Origin of the sequence: Thiomonas sp. SCN 64-16, assembly GCF_001725585.1 — a bacterium.
Classification (GTDB): Bacteria; Pseudomonadota; Gammaproteobacteria; order Burkholderiales; family Burkholderiaceae_C; genus Thiomonas; species Thiomonas arsenitoxydans.
In genome coordinates this window covers 15,241-30,694 of sequence record NZ_MEGQ01000024.1, presented here as the reverse complement: position 1 = coordinate 30,694, position 15,454 = coordinate 15,241, and the positions used below count along the sequence as shown (strand labels likewise).

The 15,454-nt window shown below is 65.0% G+C and carries 20 protein-coding genes; 10 read left to right on the top strand and 10 right to left on the bottom strand.

What is annotated here, in order from left to right; genetic code table 11:
- Positions 1–95 precede the first annotated feature (95 nt).
- Positions 96–575 (top strand): Lrp/AsnC family transcriptional regulator, encoded by a 480-nt coding sequence (locus ABT24_RS08310; RefSeq protein WP_276730048.1) that lies wholly within the window; start codon positions 96–98, stop codon positions 573–575.
- Here the strand turns inward: ABT24_RS08310 and glmU are convergent.
- Both glmU and ABT24_RS08300 read right to left on the bottom strand, forming a co-directional pair.
- Complete coding sequence (glmU, locus tag ABT24_RS08305; RefSeq protein WP_276730051.1) at positions 562–1,953, bottom strand: bifunctional UDP-N-acetylglucosamine diphosphorylase/glucosamine-1-phosphate N-acetyltransferase GlmU; 1,392 nt, start codon at positions 1,951–1,953, stop codon at positions 562–564. The genes ABT24_RS08310 and glmU overlap by 14 nt on opposite strands.
- Positions 1,954–2,045: 92 nt before the next feature.
- Complete coding sequence (locus tag ABT24_RS08300) at positions 2,046–2,837, bottom strand: Aq_1264-related membrane protein (protein ID WP_013122310.1); 792 nt, start codon at positions 2,835–2,837, stop codon at positions 2,046–2,048.
- 282 nt (positions 2,838–3,119) lie between these two features.
- On the opposite strand from ABT24_RS08300, the gene ABT24_RS08295 reads away from it, so the two are divergent.
- Both ABT24_RS08295 and ABT24_RS08290 read left to right on the top strand, forming a co-directional pair.
- Positions 3,120–4,490: a chloride channel protein gene (locus ABT24_RS08295; RefSeq protein ID WP_276730053.1), complete on the top strand. Its 1,371-nt coding sequence runs from the start codon at positions 3,120–3,122 to the stop codon at positions 4,488–4,490.
- A gap of 167 nt (positions 4,491–4,657) precedes the next feature.
- The gene (locus tag ABT24_RS08290; protein ID WP_276730054.1) at positions 4,658–5,947 is read left to right on the top strand and encodes an MFS transporter; all 1,290 of its coding nucleotides are present in this window, start codon (positions 4,658–4,660) and stop codon (positions 5,945–5,947) included.
- Positions 5,948–6,010: 63 nt separating this feature from the next.
- On the opposite strand, the gene ABT24_RS08285 is transcribed toward ABT24_RS08290, so the two are convergent.
- Together ABT24_RS08285 and ABT24_RS08280 are read right to left on the bottom strand one after the other, a co-directional pair.
- A complete protein-coding gene (locus tag ABT24_RS08285; RefSeq protein ID WP_276708884.1) occupies positions 6,011–6,490 on the bottom strand; it encodes an Lrp/AsnC ligand binding domain-containing protein in 480 nt (159 codons plus the stop codon).
- Between the two features lie 314 nt (positions 6,491–6,804).
- Positions 6,805–7,545: an acetoacetate decarboxylase gene (locus ABT24_RS08280; protein ID WP_276730057.1), complete on the bottom strand. Its 741-nt coding sequence runs from the start codon at positions 7,543–7,545 to the stop codon at positions 6,805–6,807.
- Positions 7,546–7,723: 178 nt separating this feature from the next.
- Between ABT24_RS08280 and ABT24_RS08275 the strand changes: the two genes are divergently transcribed.
- The 3 genes from ABT24_RS08275 (at position 7,724) to tatA (ending at position 9,808) form a co-directional block, all read left to right on the top strand.
- Positions 7,724–7,891, top strand: a complete 168-nt coding sequence (locus ABT24_RS08275; protein WP_172979011.1) for a DUF6726 family protein — start codon at positions 7,724–7,726, stop codon at positions 7,889–7,891.
- A 10-nt stretch (positions 7,892–7,901) separates the two neighbouring features.
- Positions 7,902–9,407, top strand: coding sequence for a glycerol kinase GlpK (gene glpK, locus ABT24_RS08270; RefSeq protein WP_276730059.1), 1,506 nt, complete (start codon positions 7,902–7,904; stop codon positions 9,405–9,407).
- A gap of 122 nt (positions 9,408–9,529) precedes the next feature.
- Positions 9,530–9,808 (top strand): Sec-independent protein translocase subunit TatA, encoded by a 279-nt coding sequence (gene tatA / locus ABT24_RS08265; protein WP_276730061.1) that lies wholly within the window; start codon positions 9,530–9,532, stop codon positions 9,806–9,808.
- A 5-nt stretch (positions 9,809–9,813) separates the two neighbouring features.
- Here the strand turns inward: tatA and ABT24_RS08260 are convergent, their stop codons facing one another.
- From ABT24_RS08260 to ABT24_RS08235, 6 genes are all read right to left on the bottom strand, one after another.
- The gene (locus ABT24_RS08260) at positions 9,814–11,064 is read right to left on the bottom strand and encodes a THUMP domain-containing class I SAM-dependent RNA methyltransferase (RefSeq protein WP_276730063.1); all 1,251 of its coding nucleotides are present in this window, start codon (positions 11,062–11,064) and stop codon (positions 9,814–9,816) included.
- A 125-nt stretch (positions 11,065–11,189) separates the two neighbouring features.
- On the bottom strand, positions 11,190–12,074 hold the full coding sequence (locus tag ABT24_RS08255; RefSeq protein WP_276730066.1) for a GIDE domain-containing protein: 885 nt from the start codon (positions 12,072–12,074) through the stop codon (positions 11,190–11,192).
- Positions 12,075–12,111: 37 nt separating this feature from the next.
- Entirely contained in the window at positions 12,112–12,687 is a 576-nt protein-coding gene (locus ABT24_RS08250; protein WP_276730068.1) for a LemA family protein, read from the bottom strand.
- 123 nt (positions 12,688–12,810) lie between these two features.
- A complete protein-coding gene (locus tag ABT24_RS08245; protein WP_276730070.1) occupies positions 12,811–12,984 on the bottom strand; it encodes a hypothetical protein in 174 nt (57 codons plus the stop codon).
- Positions 12,985–13,005: 21 nt separating this feature from the next.
- Positions 13,006–13,503 (bottom strand): PIN domain-containing protein, encoded by a 498-nt coding sequence (locus ABT24_RS08240; RefSeq protein WP_276730071.1) that lies wholly within the window; start codon positions 13,501–13,503, stop codon positions 13,006–13,008.
- Positions 13,482–13,829: a UPF0175 family protein gene (locus ABT24_RS08235; RefSeq protein ID WP_276730072.1), complete on the bottom strand. Its 348-nt coding sequence runs from the start codon at positions 13,827–13,829 to the stop codon at positions 13,482–13,484. The genes ABT24_RS08240 and ABT24_RS08235 overlap by 22 nt, the downstream gene beginning before the upstream one ends.
- A 147-nt stretch (positions 13,830–13,976) precedes the next feature.
- Here ABT24_RS08235 and ABT24_RS08230 point away from each other — a divergent pair, with 147 nt between their 5' ends.
- The 4 genes from ABT24_RS08230 (at position 13,977) to ABT24_RS08215 (ending at position 15,437) form a co-directional block, all read left to right on the top strand.
- Positions 13,977–14,207, top strand: coding sequence for a type II toxin-antitoxin system VapB family antitoxin (locus tag ABT24_RS08230; RefSeq protein WP_276730276.1), 231 nt, complete (start codon positions 13,977–13,979; stop codon positions 14,205–14,207).
- Positions 14,208–14,279: 72 nt separating this feature from the next.
- Positions 14,280–14,630 carry a type II toxin-antitoxin system VapC family toxin gene (locus ABT24_RS08225; RefSeq protein WP_276730074.1) on the top strand — a complete coding sequence of 117 codons (351 nt, stop codon included), beginning with the start codon at positions 14,280–14,282 and terminating at the stop codon, positions 14,628–14,630.
- Between the two features lie 145 nt (positions 14,631–14,775).
- Entirely contained in the window at positions 14,776–15,015 is a 240-nt protein-coding gene (locus ABT24_RS08220; RefSeq protein ID WP_276730076.1) for a DUF6364 family protein, read from the top strand.
- Between the two features lie 95 nt (positions 15,016–15,110).
- Positions 15,111–15,437 carry a PIN domain-containing protein gene (locus ABT24_RS08215; RefSeq protein WP_276730078.1) on the top strand — a complete coding sequence of 109 codons (327 nt, stop codon included), beginning with the start codon at positions 15,111–15,113 and terminating at the stop codon, positions 15,435–15,437.
- Positions 15,438–15,454 lie beyond the last annotated feature (17 nt).

The window sequence follows — 15,454 nt, the reverse complement described above, 5'->3', positions numbered from 1 at the left end:
AATGAGTCGGCAATATTTCACGAAAAATGATTGCAGATTCCACCACTATTAGTGCATGGAATAAAATTACAAAAATGACTAGAAAATGGAATGAAATGGAGTCAATAGAACTCGACGAAGCCGACCGGCGCTTGCTCGATGTGCTGCAGCAGGATTGCGCGCTGAGCAACCAAGAGCTGGCGCAGCGCGCCCACCTCACGCCGCCCACCTGTCTGCGCCGGGTGCGGCGGCTGGTGGAGGCGGGGGTGATCGAGCGGCGCATCGCGGTGCTCAACCCCGAACGGGTGGGGGCGGGGCTGACCGTGATTGTCGAGATCACCCTGGCCGAGCAGGCGGCCGAGCGCATGGCGGCCTTCGAGGCGCTGGTGGCCGACGTGCCCGAGGTGCAGCAGTGCTACCGCGTGTCGCCCGGGCCGGACTTCGTGCTGGTGTTGCTGGTCGTGGACATGGCGGCCTATCACGCCCTAGTGCACCGGTTGTTCACCGCAGCGAATCAGGTGCGTAATGTGCGCGCGTTTTTTTCGGTGCACCGCAGCAAGTTCGCGCCGCGGGTTCCGGGGCTTATTTCTTCTTGACCGGGCGGGTCCAGCCGTCGAGGGTGACGGCCTTGGCGCGTGCGACCGTGAGCTTGCCCGCCGGCACGTTTTTGCTCACTGTGGAACCCGCGCCCACCGTTGCGCCCGCGCCGATGGTGATGGGCGCGACCAGCACCGAGTTGGAGCCGGTGTGCGCGTCGTCTTCAATCACGGTGCGGTGTTTGTTGGCGCCGTCGTAGTTGGCCACGATGGTGCCCGCGCCGATGTTGACCCGCGCGCCCACCGTGGCGTCGCCCACATAGCTGAGGTGGTTGGCCTTGGAGCCCGGGCCCAGTGTGCCGTTCTTCACTTCGACGAAGTTGCCGATGTGCACGCCATCGGCCAAGGCAGTCGCGGGCCGCAGCCGGGCGAAGGGGCCGATGATCGCGCCCGCGCCGATGCTCGCGCCGTCGAGATGGCAGAAGGGATGCACCACCGTGCCCGCGCCCACGCGCACATCGCGCAGCACGGCGTAGGGCCCCACGCGGGCGCCGTCGGCCAGATGCACTTCGCCTTCGAACACGCAGCCCACGTCGATGAACACATCGCGGCCACAGTGCAGAGCGCCGCGCACGTCGATGCGGCTCGGGTCGGCCAGGGTGACGCCCGCGTCGAGCAGACGGCGCGCAGTGCGCAGTTGCACCACGCGCTCCAGATGCGCGAGCTGGCTGCGGTCGTTCACGCCGAGCACATCATCTGCGTCGGCCACGGTGGAGGCGCGCACCGGCACCCCGTCGGCCACGGCCAGGGCCACCACGTCGGTGAGGTAGTACTCGCCCTGCGCGTTGTCGTTGCGCAACTGGCCCAGCCAGCGGCGCAGGGCGGGCAGCGGCGCGCACAGAATGCCGGTGTTGCATTCGCGCACCGCCCGCTGCGACGGCGTGGCGTCTTTGTGTTCGACGATGCCCTGCACCGCGCCTTCGGCGTCGCGCAGAATGCGGCCATAACCAGTCGGGTCGTCCAGCTCGACGGTGAGCAGGGCGAGCGCGCCGGTCTGCGCCTGCGCCACCAGCGGCGCCAGACTGGCGGCGGGCGCCAACGGCACGTCGCCATAGAGCACCAGGCACACGCCGTCACCCGGCAGGTCCGGCAGGGCTTGCTGCACCGCATGGCCGGTGCCGAGCTGGGGTTCCTGCAGCGCAAAGCGCAGGTGCGCCTGATGGGCAAAGGCCTCTTGCACCCGTTGCGCGCCGAAACCGGTGACCACCACTACGCGCTCGGCCGACAGGTGATGCACGGTATCGAGCACATGACCGAGCAGCGGTTTGCCCGCCAGCGGCTGCAGCACTTTGGGAGCGTCGGAGCGCATGCGCGTGCCCTTGCCTGCGGCAAGGACGACGACGGAAAGGGCGGAGGAGGGGGCTTGGGCGATCGTCATGCCGCGCATTCTAAGGAGCGCCGGTGACGCTGCTGTGCCGTTTGCCGCATGAAAAACCCCGCATCAGCGGGGTCGGTAAAACGTAAAAATGATCAGGCTGTGGCGGTGCGCACCACCGTCTTGGGCACTTCGGTCACGATGCGCTGCATAAGGAATTTGGGCAGGCCGATCCACATATCGAACAGGGCCACGCCCATCTCCATCATGGCGATCGGGCACGAGAGCGCACCGCCGATGAGCACGAACCAGGCGAAGTCGGGGTTCTGCTTGGTGAGGAACCAGCCGGAAAAATCGAGCAGCATGGCGATGAACGGCGTGATGACCGAAATGGCCTTGATCTGGCTGTGCACCCTTGTTTGCAAAAACAGCCAGCCGGCCACCCAGAAAATCAGCCCCAGCATGGTCAGGTGCACCATGCCGGTCATCAGCATCGAGTTGTACGACATGCCGGTGTCGACCTTGGCCACCGCCTTCACGTCTTCATACGAAGCCAGCGGCGGGTTGTGCAGCTGCTTACTCATGGCCACGCTGTGGCACATCAGGCAGTGTTGCGCGAGGATGGGCTTGATCTCGGTCTCGTAGCCGGCCTTGGTCTGCCCGCCGACCACCCAGGTGTCGATGGTCTTCTGCAGTTGCGGCCACTGCTCTTTCGGCACGCCCGCGTTGGTGAGCATGGTGGGCAGCACGGTTTGCAGCTTGCTGCTGTCGCGGTTGCCGTAGTACGAAATCTGGATGTCCTTGAGGGTCACCCCAGTCTTGCCGTCCAGCCCGGCGTGGGTGACGTAGAGATAGGCTTCGGCACAAAGCAAGCCGATGCAGACCAGAAAAATGAAGCCGGTATGCAGCAGTTTTTCCGGCACGGTGAGCAGATGAAGGGAACGCATAGGTAAGGTTTTCTCGCAAGGTGTCAGCGGTTGTGAACGCGCCTGTGTTTTAACTTTTGTCAAAAATGCCGGGTTATCCTAGTGCGTAAAAACCCTTAAGTGCAATGCCTGAGTTGCAAGCAGGGACACAGGCAACGTTCTGTTTCTATTGAGATTTACCCCGTGCAGTATGGTGGTGGGTTGCGCACCATTACGCTTTTCGCTTCATACGTATGCGTATTCGTATACCAGGGCCCTTGGCCTTTACGGCGCGTGCGCGCCGCCCCGCTATTCTTGTTCCCTATGCATGCTCGTTACCGCCCCGCTGCGATTTGGCGACTCACCCGAAAAGAACTTCGCAGATCGTGGCTGAATTACGGCGTGCTCTGGGTGGGGGCGATCCTGGTGGGGTTGGCGGCGGTGCAGTTCGCCAATTGGACCAACGATGTGCTGGCGATTTTTCTCGGCTGGATCGACGGCCGGGCGTGGCTGGCCCTGCTCATCACCCCGGCGTTGACCGGCGGCGCGGTATGGATGACCCGCAAATGGTTCAACGGCAGTGAGGGCAGCGGCATTCCGCAGGTGATTGCGGCGCTGCATGGACAGCCAGACCCCACCCGCATCCGCCGCCTGTTCGGTCTGCGCATCTTGATCGGCAAGATCGGTCTCGGGCTGCTGGGCATGCTGGGCGGCCTGACGCTGGGCCGCGAGGGGCCGACGGTGCATATCGGCGCGTCCATCATGTACGAGATGCGGCGGTTTTATCCCCGTGTGTCGCTGCGCATGGAGCGCCTGTTGCTGCTCGCGGGCTCGGCGGCGGGTCTGTCGGGTGCGTTCAACACCCCGCTGGCCGGGATTTTGTTTGCCATCGAGGAGCTCACTCGCAGCTTTGAGGTGCGAACCAACGGCGTGCTCATCACCAGCATCGTGTTCTCCGGCCTGGTCTCGTTGGCGCTGGCGGGCAACTATCTGTATTTCGGCCAGATCACCGCGCCGGACATTTTTCCGCTGGCCTTCGTCTTGCCGGTGGTCATCGCTGCGGTGGTCTGCGGTCTGGCCGGGGCGGCGTTCAATCTGGCCTTGCTCAAACAGGTGCGCTGGATTCCTGCGAAGGTGCTGGCTTGGCGCGAGCGTTCGCCGCTGGCGTGGGGCGCGGGGCTGGGCCTGCTAGTGGCCATCATCGGCATCGCCTCGGCCGGGCTGACTTGGGGCAGCGGCTACGAGCAGGCGCGGCATTTGCTGATGAATCACGGCGAGCAGGTGAGCTGGTATTACCCGCTGGTGAAGTGGATCACCATGGTGCTGTCCTACATCACCGGCCTGCCCGGCGGGCTGTTCTCGCCCTCGCTGTCGATCGGCGCAGGGTTCGGCCAGTGGGTCAGCCAGTGGTTCGGGCAGTATCCGCAGTCAGCCCTGGTGGCCATTTGCATGGTGGGTTATCTTGCAGCGGTGACGCAGTCGCCGCTGACCTCGTTTGTTATCGTGATGGAAATGATCAACGGCGGCGGGCTGGTGATTCCGCTCATGGCCACGGCGCTCATCAGTAGCCGGGTGGCGAACTTGTTTACCCCGCCGCTGTATGAAGCGCTGGCCGAGCAGAAGTACTTCGCTCCATTGCGCCACACGCCGCAGCCCGAACCAGTGGCCGTGGCGGTGGATGAAAAGCCGCGCTGATTGCGCGCTGATCCCGGCTTTGAACCGGGTTTAATGGGCTGAACGGAGTGCCCCCAGACCTGCCGCGAAGCGTCAGGCCCCCCGAGGGGGGGGGATGAGAAAACTTGGGGCGGCCCGGCGTTTTCTCATGAGCCCTCATGTTTAACCACAACGACAAGGAGACTTTCATGGCAACACATCCTGCAACGCCCGCAGCCCCGCCCGCCGAAGCGGTCTATCGCCGCATCGGCTGGCGCATCATTCCCTTCCTGATCTTGTGCTATTTCGTCGCCTATCTCGACCGGGTGAACATTGGCTTCGCCCAGTTGCAGATGAAGGGCGATCTGCATTTTTCCGACGCGGTGTACGGGCTCGGCGCGGGCATCTTTTTTCTCGGCTATTTTTTGTTCGAGGTGCCGAGCAACCTCATTCTTCACCGGGTTGGCGCGCGGGTGTGGATCGCCCGCATCATGATCACTTGGGGGCTGATTTCCGCGCTCACGCTGTTCGTCACCACGCCGACGCAGTTCTATGTGATGCGGTTTCTGCTCGGCGTGGCCGAGGCCGGGTTCTTTCCGGGCATCATCCTCTATCTCACTTATTGGTATCCGGCGGCGCGGCGCAGCCAGATGACCGCCTGGTTCATGAGCGCGGTGCCGCTGTCCGGCTTGATCGGCGGGCCGGTGTCGGGCTGGATCTTGCACCACTTCCACGGCCAACACGGCTGGGCCGGGTGGCAGTGGTTGTTCGTGCTCGAAGGCCTGCCGGCCGTGGTGCTGGGCATCGTCACCCTGTTCTATCTCGACAACGGCATCAAGCAGGCCAAGTGGCTGAACGCGGACGAGAAAAACGCGCTGCAGCACGCGCTCGACCAGGAGGCGCAGACCAAACCAGCGCACTCGGCGCTGCAGGGCATGGCCGATCCGCGCGTGTGGCTGATGGCGCTGATCTACTTCTCCGTGGTCATCGGCCTGTACGGTCTGAGCTTCTGGCTGCCGCTGCTGATCAAGTCCACCGGCGTGACCGATCCGCTGACCATCGGCTGGCTTGTCGCGCTGCCTTACGGCGTGTCGGTGGTGGCGATGATTCTGGTGGGCCGCAGCTCGGACAAACGCCATGAGCGCCGCTGGCACGTGGCCATTCCCGCGCTGATCGGCGCCGTGGGCCTGGTGCTCTCCACGTTGTGGAGCACCGACACCACGCTGGCGATGGTGGCGCTGACGCTGGCGACCGTGGGCATCATGGTGGTGCTGCCGCTGTTCTGGGCGCTGCCCAACGCCTTCCTCGCGGGCACCGCGGCGGCGGCGGGCATTGCGCTGATCAACGCGCTGGGCAATCTGGCCGGGTTTTTCGGCCCGTCCATCATCGGCTGGGTGAAACAGGCCACGCAGAGCACTAACGGCGGCATTCTGGTGCTCGCCGCCTTCATGGTGCTGTGCGCCGTGCTGGTGCTGCTCACGCCGAAAACGCAAAAATAAAAAAGCGCGCGCGAACCAGTCAGATTCGCGCGCGCCTTGCTGCAGCTCTAGGCCGCAAGACGGTCAGAGTTCGACTTGCAGCCGGGTGGTGTTCTTCACCTCGTCGATCACGGCGAACGAGCGGGTTTCACGCACGCCGGGCAGGTTGGCGATGACGTTGGCCACAAACGTCTTGTAGGCCACCATATCGGCCACGCGCACCTTGAGCAGATAGTCGAAGTTGCCGGCCACCATATGGCATTCGAGAATCTCCGGGCGCACCTTGATGGCGGACTGGAATTTCTCGAAACTGTCGGCCACCGAGCGGTCGAGCTGCACTTCGACGAACACCATCAGCCCCGCGCCGAGCAGGTTGGGGTTGAGCCGACCTTCGTAGCCGAGAATGAAACCGTCGCGCGTGAGCCGCTTGACGCGCTCCAGCACGGCGGTGGGCGAAAGATTGACCAGTTGGGCCAGACGCAGATTGGCAATGCGGCCATCTTCCTGCAGCAGATCGAGCAGACGACGGTCGATGCGGTCGATGCCGCCAATTTTTTCAGACATGGCGAGCCTCCGCGGTGGGGGTGGGAGACTGCAGGCAGGGCGGTAGAGAGTTCATCATGGCCTCGGTGTGAACGGTTGTATTAGTGGAGGTTTGAAATTTAGCGCATCAGTGTCATGCGAGTCGAAGTCTAGCGACAATTGCCTGACAATCACTCCGGTTTATAGAGGGCAACACTCGTAAACAGTGCTTCATCGCCGGGTAATCGGCGCCATTTCCGGATTGAGGCGCAACTTGATTTTATACACCGCTAATACGAACTGTTCACTGCCCCCGAGCCGTCAGGTTGACGGGTTTGGCCCGGGGCTCCAAACATTCACGGTTTGAGATAGTTGTGCGCCACCCGTCCCAGACCCAGGGTGAGGTCGGTGATGATGTGAACACCCGAAACCACTTCGAGCACCGGCAGCGATGCCACCGGGGCCAGCGCGTGGGCGTGCAGCTCCAGCGCAGCGGGGCCTTCCCAGGCGCCTTTCACCACCATGTCCTCCAGGTCGTACTGCACCAGTTCGCAGATGCGCGGGGTGCAGTCCACATCGGGAATGATCTTGAGCAGGAAGTTGGGCTGCTGCAGCGAGGCCAGCACTTTGGCTGTATCGAGCGCGCGGTGTTTGTAGCCCATGGTGCCAGTGGCAATGCGCACCGGGCCATAGTCGAGCGTGCCCAGCAGGGTGTCGGCAACCACGCTGAGATGCGGCTTGGCGAGCTTTTTCGGAAAGCCCCAGATCTCGCGCCCACCGGCAATCGGCGCTTCGTCGTCGAGGTACATCGCAATCTGATAGGTGGCGGGCTTGCCCTTGTAGAGCACGGGTACGACCTGGCCGGATTCGGTGTACGCGCCAAAACCGGTGGAGTCGGGCATGTGGATGAACTCGAACTTCACCAGATCGCCCGCGGGCTCCAGCGGCTCGGGAATCATGGCGCGCAGCACCTTGGGATCGGTGCGGTAGGTCACCACGAAAAACTCGCGGTCGATGAAACGATAAGGGCCGGGCGGGTAGGCGGGGCTGGTGAGGGGCATGGAAAAGGCGGATTTGGCAACGTCGGCGGCTTTCATGAGGTGTCCTTTGGTCGGAGTTGTAGGGAAACGTTCTGAGGCTGGGCGCGCCCGATCTCACCGGGCCCGTCTTACTGTCAGTGTGACGACGAGGTCATCGGTTCCGCGCAAGGCGGTTTGCTTCAGCCTCGGTTCAGTTGCCCGCATAATGAACCTGATCAGCTGAAACCACCACCTCATGTCCAGACTCTTGATTGCATTGATCTTTGCGGCCACGGCGCTTGCCGGTTGCGGTGTCGTGGCCGCGCCCTGCCGCATCGCATCGGCGGGCCTGAAAATGGTGCCCGTGGTCGGCCATGTGGCCGCTGCGCCGACCGATGTCTGCGCCGACGTGATCGACCCGTGACGGAGGTGTCATGCCCTCATTGATTGCCGCGCTCGATCAGGGGACGTCCAGCTCGCGCACCCTCATCGTCGATCTGCAGGGGCGGGTGCTGGCCAGCGCGCAGCGCGAGTTCACCCAGCACTACCCGCAACCCGGCTGGGTGGAACATGACCCGCTCGACATCTGGGCCACGCAAAGCGCCACCCTCACCGAAGCTCTGGCCCGTGCCGGGGCGCGGCTCAGCGATCTCGCCGCCATCGGCATCACCAACCAGCGCGAAACCGTGGTGCTGTGGGAGCGTGCCACCGGCAGGCCGCTGGCGAACGCCATCGTCTGGCAAGACCGGCGCACTGCGGGCATCTGCGCCCAGCTCACGGCTGACGGCCACGCGCCGCTGCTGCAAGCGCGCACCGGCCTGTTGCCCGACGCCTATTTCTCCGCCACCAAGCTGGCTTGGCTGCTCGACCACATTCCCGGCGCCCGCGCCCGCGCTGACCGTGGCGAGTTGGCCGCAGGCACCATCGACAGCTGGCTGGTTTGGAACCTGAGCGGCGGCGCGACCCATCTCACCGATGTCAGCAATGCCAGCCGCACCCTGCTGTGCAATCTCCACACCGGCGATTGGGACGACGAGTTGCTGGCGCTGCTGCGCGTGCCCCGCGCGGTGCTGCCCGCTATCGTGCCCAACTGCGGCGCGCTGGCCGTGGCGCGTTTGGGCGGTCTGGACATTCCCATCACCGGCATGGCCGGCGACCAGCAGGCCGCGCTGTTCGGTCAGGCCTGCCTGCAGCCCGGCATGGCGAAAAACACCTACGGCACCGGTTGCTTCGCACTGCAGCACACCGGCACGCAGGCGGTGCGCTCGCAGCAGCGCCTGCTGACCACCATCGCCTGGAAGCTCGGCGCCGATCAGCCCTTGCATTACGCCCTGGAAGGCGGCGTGTTCATCGCCGGGGCCGCGGTGCAATGGTTGCGCGACGGCCTCGGCTTGGTGCGCAGCGCGCAAGAAGCGCAGCAACTCGCCGACAGCGTGCCGGACAGCGGCGGCGTGCTGCTCGTGCCCGCCTTCACCGGCCTGGGCGCGCCGCACTGGGACGCACAGGCGCGCGGCCTGCTCATCGGCATCACCCGCGGTACCACGGCGGCGCAGGTTGCCCGCGCCACCATCGACAGCATGGCTTATCAAAGCGCCGAGCTGTTCGCCGCCATGCAGGCCGACGTCGCCGCGCAGGGCGGGCCGCCGCTGACCGAACTGCGGGTGGATGGCGGCGCGGCGGTGAACGACACGCTGATGCAGTTTCAGGCCGACCTGCTGGGCGTGCCCGTGGTGCGCCCCGTGCAGGCCGAGAGCACGGCGCTGGGCGCGGCCTATTTGGCCGGGCTGGGCGCAGGCCTGTGGCCGGACGCGGCCACGCTGTCGACGCTGTGGCAGGAACAACGCCGCTTCACGCCGCAAATGAGCACCGACGAGCGCGAGGCGCGCATGGCTCGCTGGCGCCGCGCGGTGGAGCGCGCCCGCGACTGGGCCGACGACTGATTTTTGCCTGCGGCGCAGATGTTGCGTTTGCTTTCACCTGAAGGGGTGAACCTGGGGAGACAATTTCACCCTAAACAGAGTCGAACCTGCCCGCCACGCGGCGGACGCACAGGAGAACCGCAATGGGTGAATTCAGTATTTGGCATTGGCTGATCGTGCTGCTGATCGTGATCATGATCTTCGGCACCAAGAAGCTCAAAAACATGGGCAGCGATTTGGGCGAGGCCGTGCGCGGCTTCAAGCAAGGCATGAAAGAAGCCGACGCCCCGGCGGAAAAAACCGCGGAGGCCGACGCTGCGGCAACGGCGGCCACACCGCCGCCCCAGGTCACGGCTTCGGCCAAATCGCCACTGGGCACGCGCGCCGAGCAGGCCGAAGACATCGCCTTCAAAGCGAAGTAAAACGCCTATCCCCGCGCGCTGCCCGCGACCATGTCGATCAGCATCAGGCGGCATTCGATCGTGCCGTTGAACAGCACGATGCGGCGTCGGGGCTTGAGGCGCAGCGCCTTATCCCAATGCAGATCGGCGGCCAGTAGCGCCACATGCCAACCAGCGAAACGCTGCTTGAGGGTGCGGGCGAGTTGCGGGGCGAAGTCATCCGCGGCCTCGCCTTCGGGTGTAATGCGCTCGTTGTAAGGTGGGTTGCTGATGAGCCAGGCCGCTTGTCCGGCCGGCAGGGCGGCGGCGTCCACCGGGGGAATGGCCGCGATCACGTCGCCCGCTTGCGCGGCAATTGCGCCGTCCACCCCGGCGCGGCGGGCGTTATCCAGCGTCATGCGCACGTTCACTGGGTCGATATCGGCGGCGAAAAACTGCCCCGGCGCGACGGGCTGCACGGCTTGCCGGGCCTGCTCGCGCATCGCGTTCCAGGAGTCCATGTCGAAGCCATGCAGGGCTTCGAAGCCGAAGATGCGATCGAGCCCCGGCGCGCGGTGGGCCGCCATCTGCGCGGCCTCGATGACCAGCGTGCCCGAGCCGCACAGCGGGTCGAACAGCACGTCGCCCGGCGTCCAGCCCGATAGCTTGAGCAGGCCGGCGGCCAGATGCTCTTTCAGCGGCGCCGCGCCGTGCTCGCTGCGCCAGCCGCGCTTGAACAACGGCTCGCCGCTGGTGTCGAGGTAGAGCAGGGCGTCGGCCTCGCGCAGATGCAGGTGGATGCGCACATCGGGATGCGCGGTATCTACGTCCGGGCGCTCGCCCGTCAGCGCGCGAAAGCGGTCGCAGATGCCGTCTTTCACCCGCAGCGCGGCGAACTTGATGCTCTCCAGCGGCGAGCGTTCGGCCGTTACATCCACGCGCAAAGCCTGCGTGACGTCGAACCATTTTTCCCAGGCCAGATCGCGGGCCAGGTGGTAGATGTCTTCGGCATCGGCATAACTGCAACTGCCGCCCAGCAACAACACCCGGCTGGGCAGGCGGCAGTGCAGGTTCAGCCGCATGGCATCCGTCAGGCTGCCCTGCACAGGCAGGCCACCGGGCGTGGGCGTACCCGCTCGCAGGGTGGGGCTGTGCTCGGCTAGCGCCTTCACTTCGTCGGCCAGTGCGGCCTCGACGCCGCGCGGGCAGGGCAGGAAAAAATCGAAGGCGTTGGGCGCCGTTGGCAGCTGTACGGCCGCGCTGCGCTTTTTGTAGACGGAGGAATAGGGCGATTGCATGCTGCCATCGTATGACCGATGGCAGCAAGACTCCCCCTCCCGGCCTCCCCCACTTCGTGGAGGAGGAGATTTCTGCTCCCTCCCCACTCGTGGGGAGGGTAGGGTGGGGAGATTGCGGGCGTCGATCAAACCCGCATCAGCAGCCCCGCCCCGCCGTAAGCCAGCCCCAGCACGCCCGCCGCCAGCCAGGCCCACGCCTGCCAGCGCAGCTGGCCGCTGAGGGCGTCGTGCGGCTCGGTGGTGAGCAGAAACAAGCGGCGGTCTTTCGGCTTTTTCAGCACATGCGTCTGCGGCTGCGCGGCGCGTTCGCGGCGTTCGGGCTCGACGGCGGCAGCGGCCCGCTGGCGCAGTTGCTCGAATTCGGCCATGCTCAGCTCACCGTCGGCATTGGCGTCGAAGCTGCGGCGCTGCTGCGGGTCGGCTTTCCACGCGGCGATGCGCTCGCGCACCTCCTCGTGGGCCGAGGCCTGCAGCGGCGAGAGGCTGGCAAACCAGCCCAGGGCGTAGAGCGTCTGGCCCGGCAGGATGAGATGTTCGGTATAGCGGTGATCGCTGTCGCCCGTCATCAGCACCTCGCTCGTGCCGGGAATGAGCTGCGCGGCGGCGCCCGTCCAGGTGTTGCGCGAGCGGGCGCGCACTTCCGCGCCCTCGGGGTCGACGATGCAGCGGCCTGTGTCGTCATCAAGCCAGAACTGGGTCGTGCTCTTGCCCTGTTCCTCGACGGACCAACTGTTTTTGTTGTCGTCGTCGCGTTTTTCGATTTTGTAGCGATACCAGCAGCACGGCGTGCGGGTAATGGGCGAAAACAGCGGCGCGTCGGGCGGCAGCGCCCGGCCGATCAACTCCACATAGCCCTGCGCCGCCGAACGGATGCGCGCCGTGGGCATGTCCTCCATCACCCGGCGGCGGCGCTGCAGGCGGAAAAACTGCACCAGCCCAACCGCGCCCAAAGCCAGCGTCATGAACAGCACCTGCGGCGCCGCGCCGCTGGGCGATAAGCCGCTCAACATCGGACGGCAACCCGATCAGCTGCCCGAGAGAGGGTTTTCACGACGCGGCGAACAAGCCCTTCAGATCGACATCGGCCCGCTCGCCCGAGGCCACCTTGAACAACTCCGCCGGGCCGAAGGCCAGCAGCCGCGCCACGATCACGTCGGGAAACTGCTCAATGCGCACATTGTTCGCATTCACCGCCGCGTTGTAGAACTCGCGCCGGTCGGCAATGCTCTCCTCCAACCCGCTGATGCGCGCCTGCAAATGCTGGAAGGTCTCGTTGGTTTTCAGGTCGGGGTAAGCCTCGGCCACCGCGAACAAAGCCCCCAGACCGCTGCGCATCGCGCCCTCGGCGCGTCCCAGGCTGCGCACATCCCCCGCTTCGCGCGCCTCTTGCACCTGCGAGCGGGCGCGCACCACGCGCTCCAGCGTCTCCTGCTCGAAATGCATCGACTGCTTGCACACCTCCACCAACTTGGGCAACTCGTCGTGACGCTGCTTGAGCAGCACATCGATATTCGCCCAGGCCTGCGAGATTGCATGCTTGAGATTCACCAGATTGTTGTAAATCATCACGCCGTAAAACAGCAGCGCAACGAGCAGAACGAGGACGACGAGCGTGACGATCATGGGCGGTTCCAGTTGAGACGGAATGTTGCGCAGTTTACGTTTGGCGTGTAAAGCCGCGATGCGGATGCGATGTAGCCGCCCGCCGCCGTTGCGCCCACGGCACGGCGGGGTGCCCCGCCCCGATCACTCCGGCTCCGCCTTGCGCCCCGACCGCAGCCCGCGCCGCAGCGCCTTGTTGCTCTTGCGATGCGCCCCCGCCTTGCGCTGCAGCGCCGGCGCCACCAGCGGGTTGCGCGGCGTGGCGGCCGGCAGCTTGAGGGTCTGGGCGCGGGTGCGCTTGCGGGAGATTTTCCCCACGATCTGCAACCTCCGGCCGGGCTACGCCGGTTCTCCAACGCGTCGCAGCACCGTGTCGATGACCTGTGCCGAGATGCGGAAACCCGAGCGGTGCAGACGCTCGAACACCGCGCGGGCGGACGGAATCAGTTGCCGGGATTTGGCCATGCCGATGACTGCCGCAGTGCCGGCAACGGACAAGCCGTGCTCCTGGGCGATAGCGCGTCCCGCCCGTTCATCCATCAGCAACAGCGCCGGGCCGTCGTGGGCGAGCGCCAGGCGGATGCAACTGGCCTGCCCTGCGTCCAGGTCGGGCAGTTCCGGCAAAGTGGGGGCTTGCGCGCTGGCGCGCAGCCATCCTCGCAGTTCGGCGTCCCGGATGGTGGCCTCCTCCGCGTCGCCCTTGTCCGCCAGCACCTCGCCCCTGACCTTCGGCGGAATCCAGACCGTGCCGAACAGGGCGCCCAGCCACGGCAAGCCGTCCACGCGCGCCAGTCCGATCACCGGGCTGGCGTCGATCAGGACGATGCGGCCAGCCATGCGTCGAGCGTGTCCATGTCGCGCCCCGCCTCCTGCGCGTCGAGCCGAACGACGGCGATTCCCAGACGCGACAGATGCGCGGCGAAGGCGCTCACCGGCATGCCCGCCAACGCCGCCGCGCGCGGCAGCGACAGGGCGCTGTCGCGGAACAGAGCGGTCGCCAGCGCGGGTTTCACGCCCGCGAACGACAGCGCCCCCACCGATTCAATGCCCACCATCAACGCGTCGGGGCGGTCGCGGTTCATCACCACCACCACGTCGCCATGCGCCTTGCGCAAGGCTTCGCTGGGATTGTTCTTCAGGCTACTGACATTCACCGTTTCCATGCCTATCCTCCATGGGAAGATGAGATGGGAATCATCCTAGCTTTTCCGCTTGAAGAAGATGAGTAGGGTCAGGTGACCCCGAGCGGGCTGTTTGTCAGGGTGCTGAATCAGGCGAAAAATTGCATCAATATCGATGCACAAGGGCTCATGAGAACCACGGTCACAATTGACGACGCCTTGTACCAACGCGCGCTGGAGGTCGCCGATCCGGGCATGGAAAAGGCTGACCTGTTCCGTGAAGCCATCAAGACCTTTGTTCGTGTTCAAGCGGCCAAGCGGCTCGCCGCCCTTGGCGCAGCCGCACCGGAAATGCAGGCCATCCCCCGCAGCCGTGAGGGCGTCCTCAAGGAAACGTCGGGCCGCCCCAAGTTTCCTTGACCCCCTCGGGGGGTGGGTCGGCGAGCCGACCCTGGGGGCGTCCAGCAGTGAGGGGGGCTGGTCGATACCTCGGTGTGGGTTGATCACTTTCGGTATCGCAACGATGCGCTGGTCGAGCTGCTCGAACTCGATCTGATGATGGTGCATCCGCTGATTGTCGGCGAGCTTGCCTGTGGAACGCCGCCCAACCGGGTTCAAGTGCTGGCCGATCTCAATCAGTTGCAACAGACCCAGCAGGCCAGCGTGCGGGAGGTGATTGCGTTCGTCGAGCGAGAACGTCTGTACGGCCTGGGTTGCGGCCTGGTGGACATGCTCTTGCTGGCCTCCACCTTGATTACGCCGGGGGTCGCGTTGTGGACCCTGGACAAGCGGCTATGCGCTGTTGCGGAACGTTTCGGGGTGCCGCACCAGTCAGCGGGATAGGGTCAGGTCTGGCTTTGTAGCCTTTGCATCAAGTCGACTCCTGACCCCGCGCAAGCTGAAGCTGTGCTGTTCGGCCTTGGCTGCAATTGAAGCGCCGCAGCTTCGCCCATAAGATGCAGAAATCTGTACGAATTTACGAACGCCGATGAAAACCACGCTCAACTTGAATGATGCCTTGCTGACTCAGGCCAAGGCGCTGGCGGCGCAGCAGCGCACCAGCCTGACGCGCCTGATCGAGGAGGGGTTGCAATGGCGCGTGCGCCAGCCTGACGCGCCGGTCAAGGCCGTCCGCATTCCGGTGTATTGCGGCAAAGGCGGGTTGGCGCCTGGGCTCGATGGCTTGAGCAACAAAGCCATGCTGGAAGCCGCAGGGCATGACGCCTGACGTCAACGTGATGGTCGCTGCCTCGCGTAGCGACCATCCGCACCACGGCGCGGGGCTGGCCGGAACAGGCCCTCAGCAATGCCGCGCAGGGCGCGATGCTGACCTTGCAACCCATGGTCATTGCCAGTTTTCTGCGGCTGGTGACGCATCCGAGAGTGTTCGTCCAGCCCACGCCGATGCCTGATGCCTTGCGCTTCATCGATGCACTGCTCGCCGCCCCTGGCGTCCAGCAGCCCCGCCTGGTCGGTGAATGGCCTACGCTGCGCAAACTGTGTGCAGACAAGGCGCTGAGCGCCAACGCCGTGCCCGATGCCTGGCTAGCCGCCGTCGTCATCCATCAGGGCGAGCATCTGGTCAGTTTCGATGCTGAGTTCAAACCCTTGCTACCGCGCAGCCAGTTCACTCGGCTGCCAGTGGCGTGAATTGATTTGATGCCACA

What these genes read in the sequence shown, in the direction of transcription:
- ABT24_RS08230 (WP_276730276.1), top strand. Translation starts at nt 13,977, where the DNA reads ATGAGAACCACGGTCACAATTGACGACGCCTTGTACCAACGCGCGCTG.
- ABT24_RS08215 (WP_276730078.1), top strand. Translation starts at nt 15,111, where the DNA reads ATGCTGACCTTGCAACCCATGGTCATTGCCAGTTTTCTGCGGCTGGTG.
- ABT24_RS08255 (WP_276730066.1), bottom strand. Translation starts at nt 12,074, where the DNA reads ATGTTGAGCGGCTTATCGCCCAGCGGCGCGGCGCCGCAGGTGCTGTTC.
- glmU (WP_276730051.1), bottom strand. Translation starts at nt 1,953, where the DNA reads ATGACGATCGCCCAAGCCCCCTCCTCCGCCCTTTCCGTCGTCGTCCTT.
- ABT24_RS08285 (WP_276708884.1), bottom strand. Translation starts at nt 6,490, where the DNA reads ATGTCTGAAAAAATTGGCGGCATCGACCGCATCGACCGTCGTCTGCTC.
- ABT24_RS08290 (WP_276730054.1), top strand. Translation starts at nt 4,658, where the DNA reads ATGGCAACACATCCTGCAACGCCCGCAGCCCCGCCCGCCGAAGCGGTC.
- tatA (WP_276730061.1), top strand. Translation starts at nt 9,530, where the DNA reads ATGGGTGAATTCAGTATTTGGCATTGGCTGATCGTGCTGCTGATCGTG.
- ABT24_RS08310 (WP_276730048.1), top strand. Translation starts at nt 96, where the DNA reads ATGGAGTCAATAGAACTCGACGAAGCCGACCGGCGCTTGCTCGATGTG.
- ABT24_RS08300 (WP_013122310.1), bottom strand. Translation starts at nt 2,837, where the DNA reads ATGCGTTCCCTTCATCTGCTCACCGTGCCGGAAAAACTGCTGCATACC.
- ABT24_RS08275 (WP_172979011.1), top strand. Translation starts at nt 7,724, where the DNA reads ATGTCCAGACTCTTGATTGCATTGATCTTTGCGGCCACGGCGCTTGCC.
- ABT24_RS08250 (WP_276730068.1), bottom strand. Translation starts at nt 12,687, where the DNA reads ATGATCGTCACGCTCGTCGTCCTCGTTCTGCTCGTTGCGCTGCTGTTT.
- ABT24_RS08220 (WP_276730076.1), top strand. Translation starts at nt 14,776, where the DNA reads ATGAAAACCACGCTCAACTTGAATGATGCCTTGCTGACTCAGGCCAAG.
- ABT24_RS08260 (WP_276730063.1), bottom strand. Translation starts at nt 11,064, where the DNA reads ATGCAATCGCCCTATTCCTCCGTCTACAAAAAGCGCAGCGCGGCCGTA.
- ABT24_RS08295 (WP_276730053.1), top strand. Translation starts at nt 3,120, where the DNA reads ATGCATGCTCGTTACCGCCCCGCTGCGATTTGGCGACTCACCCGAAAA.
- ABT24_RS08235 (WP_276730072.1), bottom strand. Translation starts at nt 13,829, where the DNA reads ATGGAAACGGTGAATGTCAGTAGCCTGAAGAACAATCCCAGCGAAGCC.
- ABT24_RS08280 (WP_276730057.1), bottom strand. Translation starts at nt 7,545, where the DNA reads ATGAAAGCCGCCGACGTTGCCAAATCCGCCTTTTCCATGCCCCTCACC.
- glpK (WP_276730059.1), top strand. Translation starts at nt 7,902, where the DNA reads ATGCCCTCATTGATTGCCGCGCTCGATCAGGGGACGTCCAGCTCGCGC.
- ABT24_RS08240 (WP_276730071.1), bottom strand. Translation starts at nt 13,503, where the DNA reads ATGGCTGGCCGCATCGTCCTGATCGACGCCAGCCCGGTGATCGGACTG.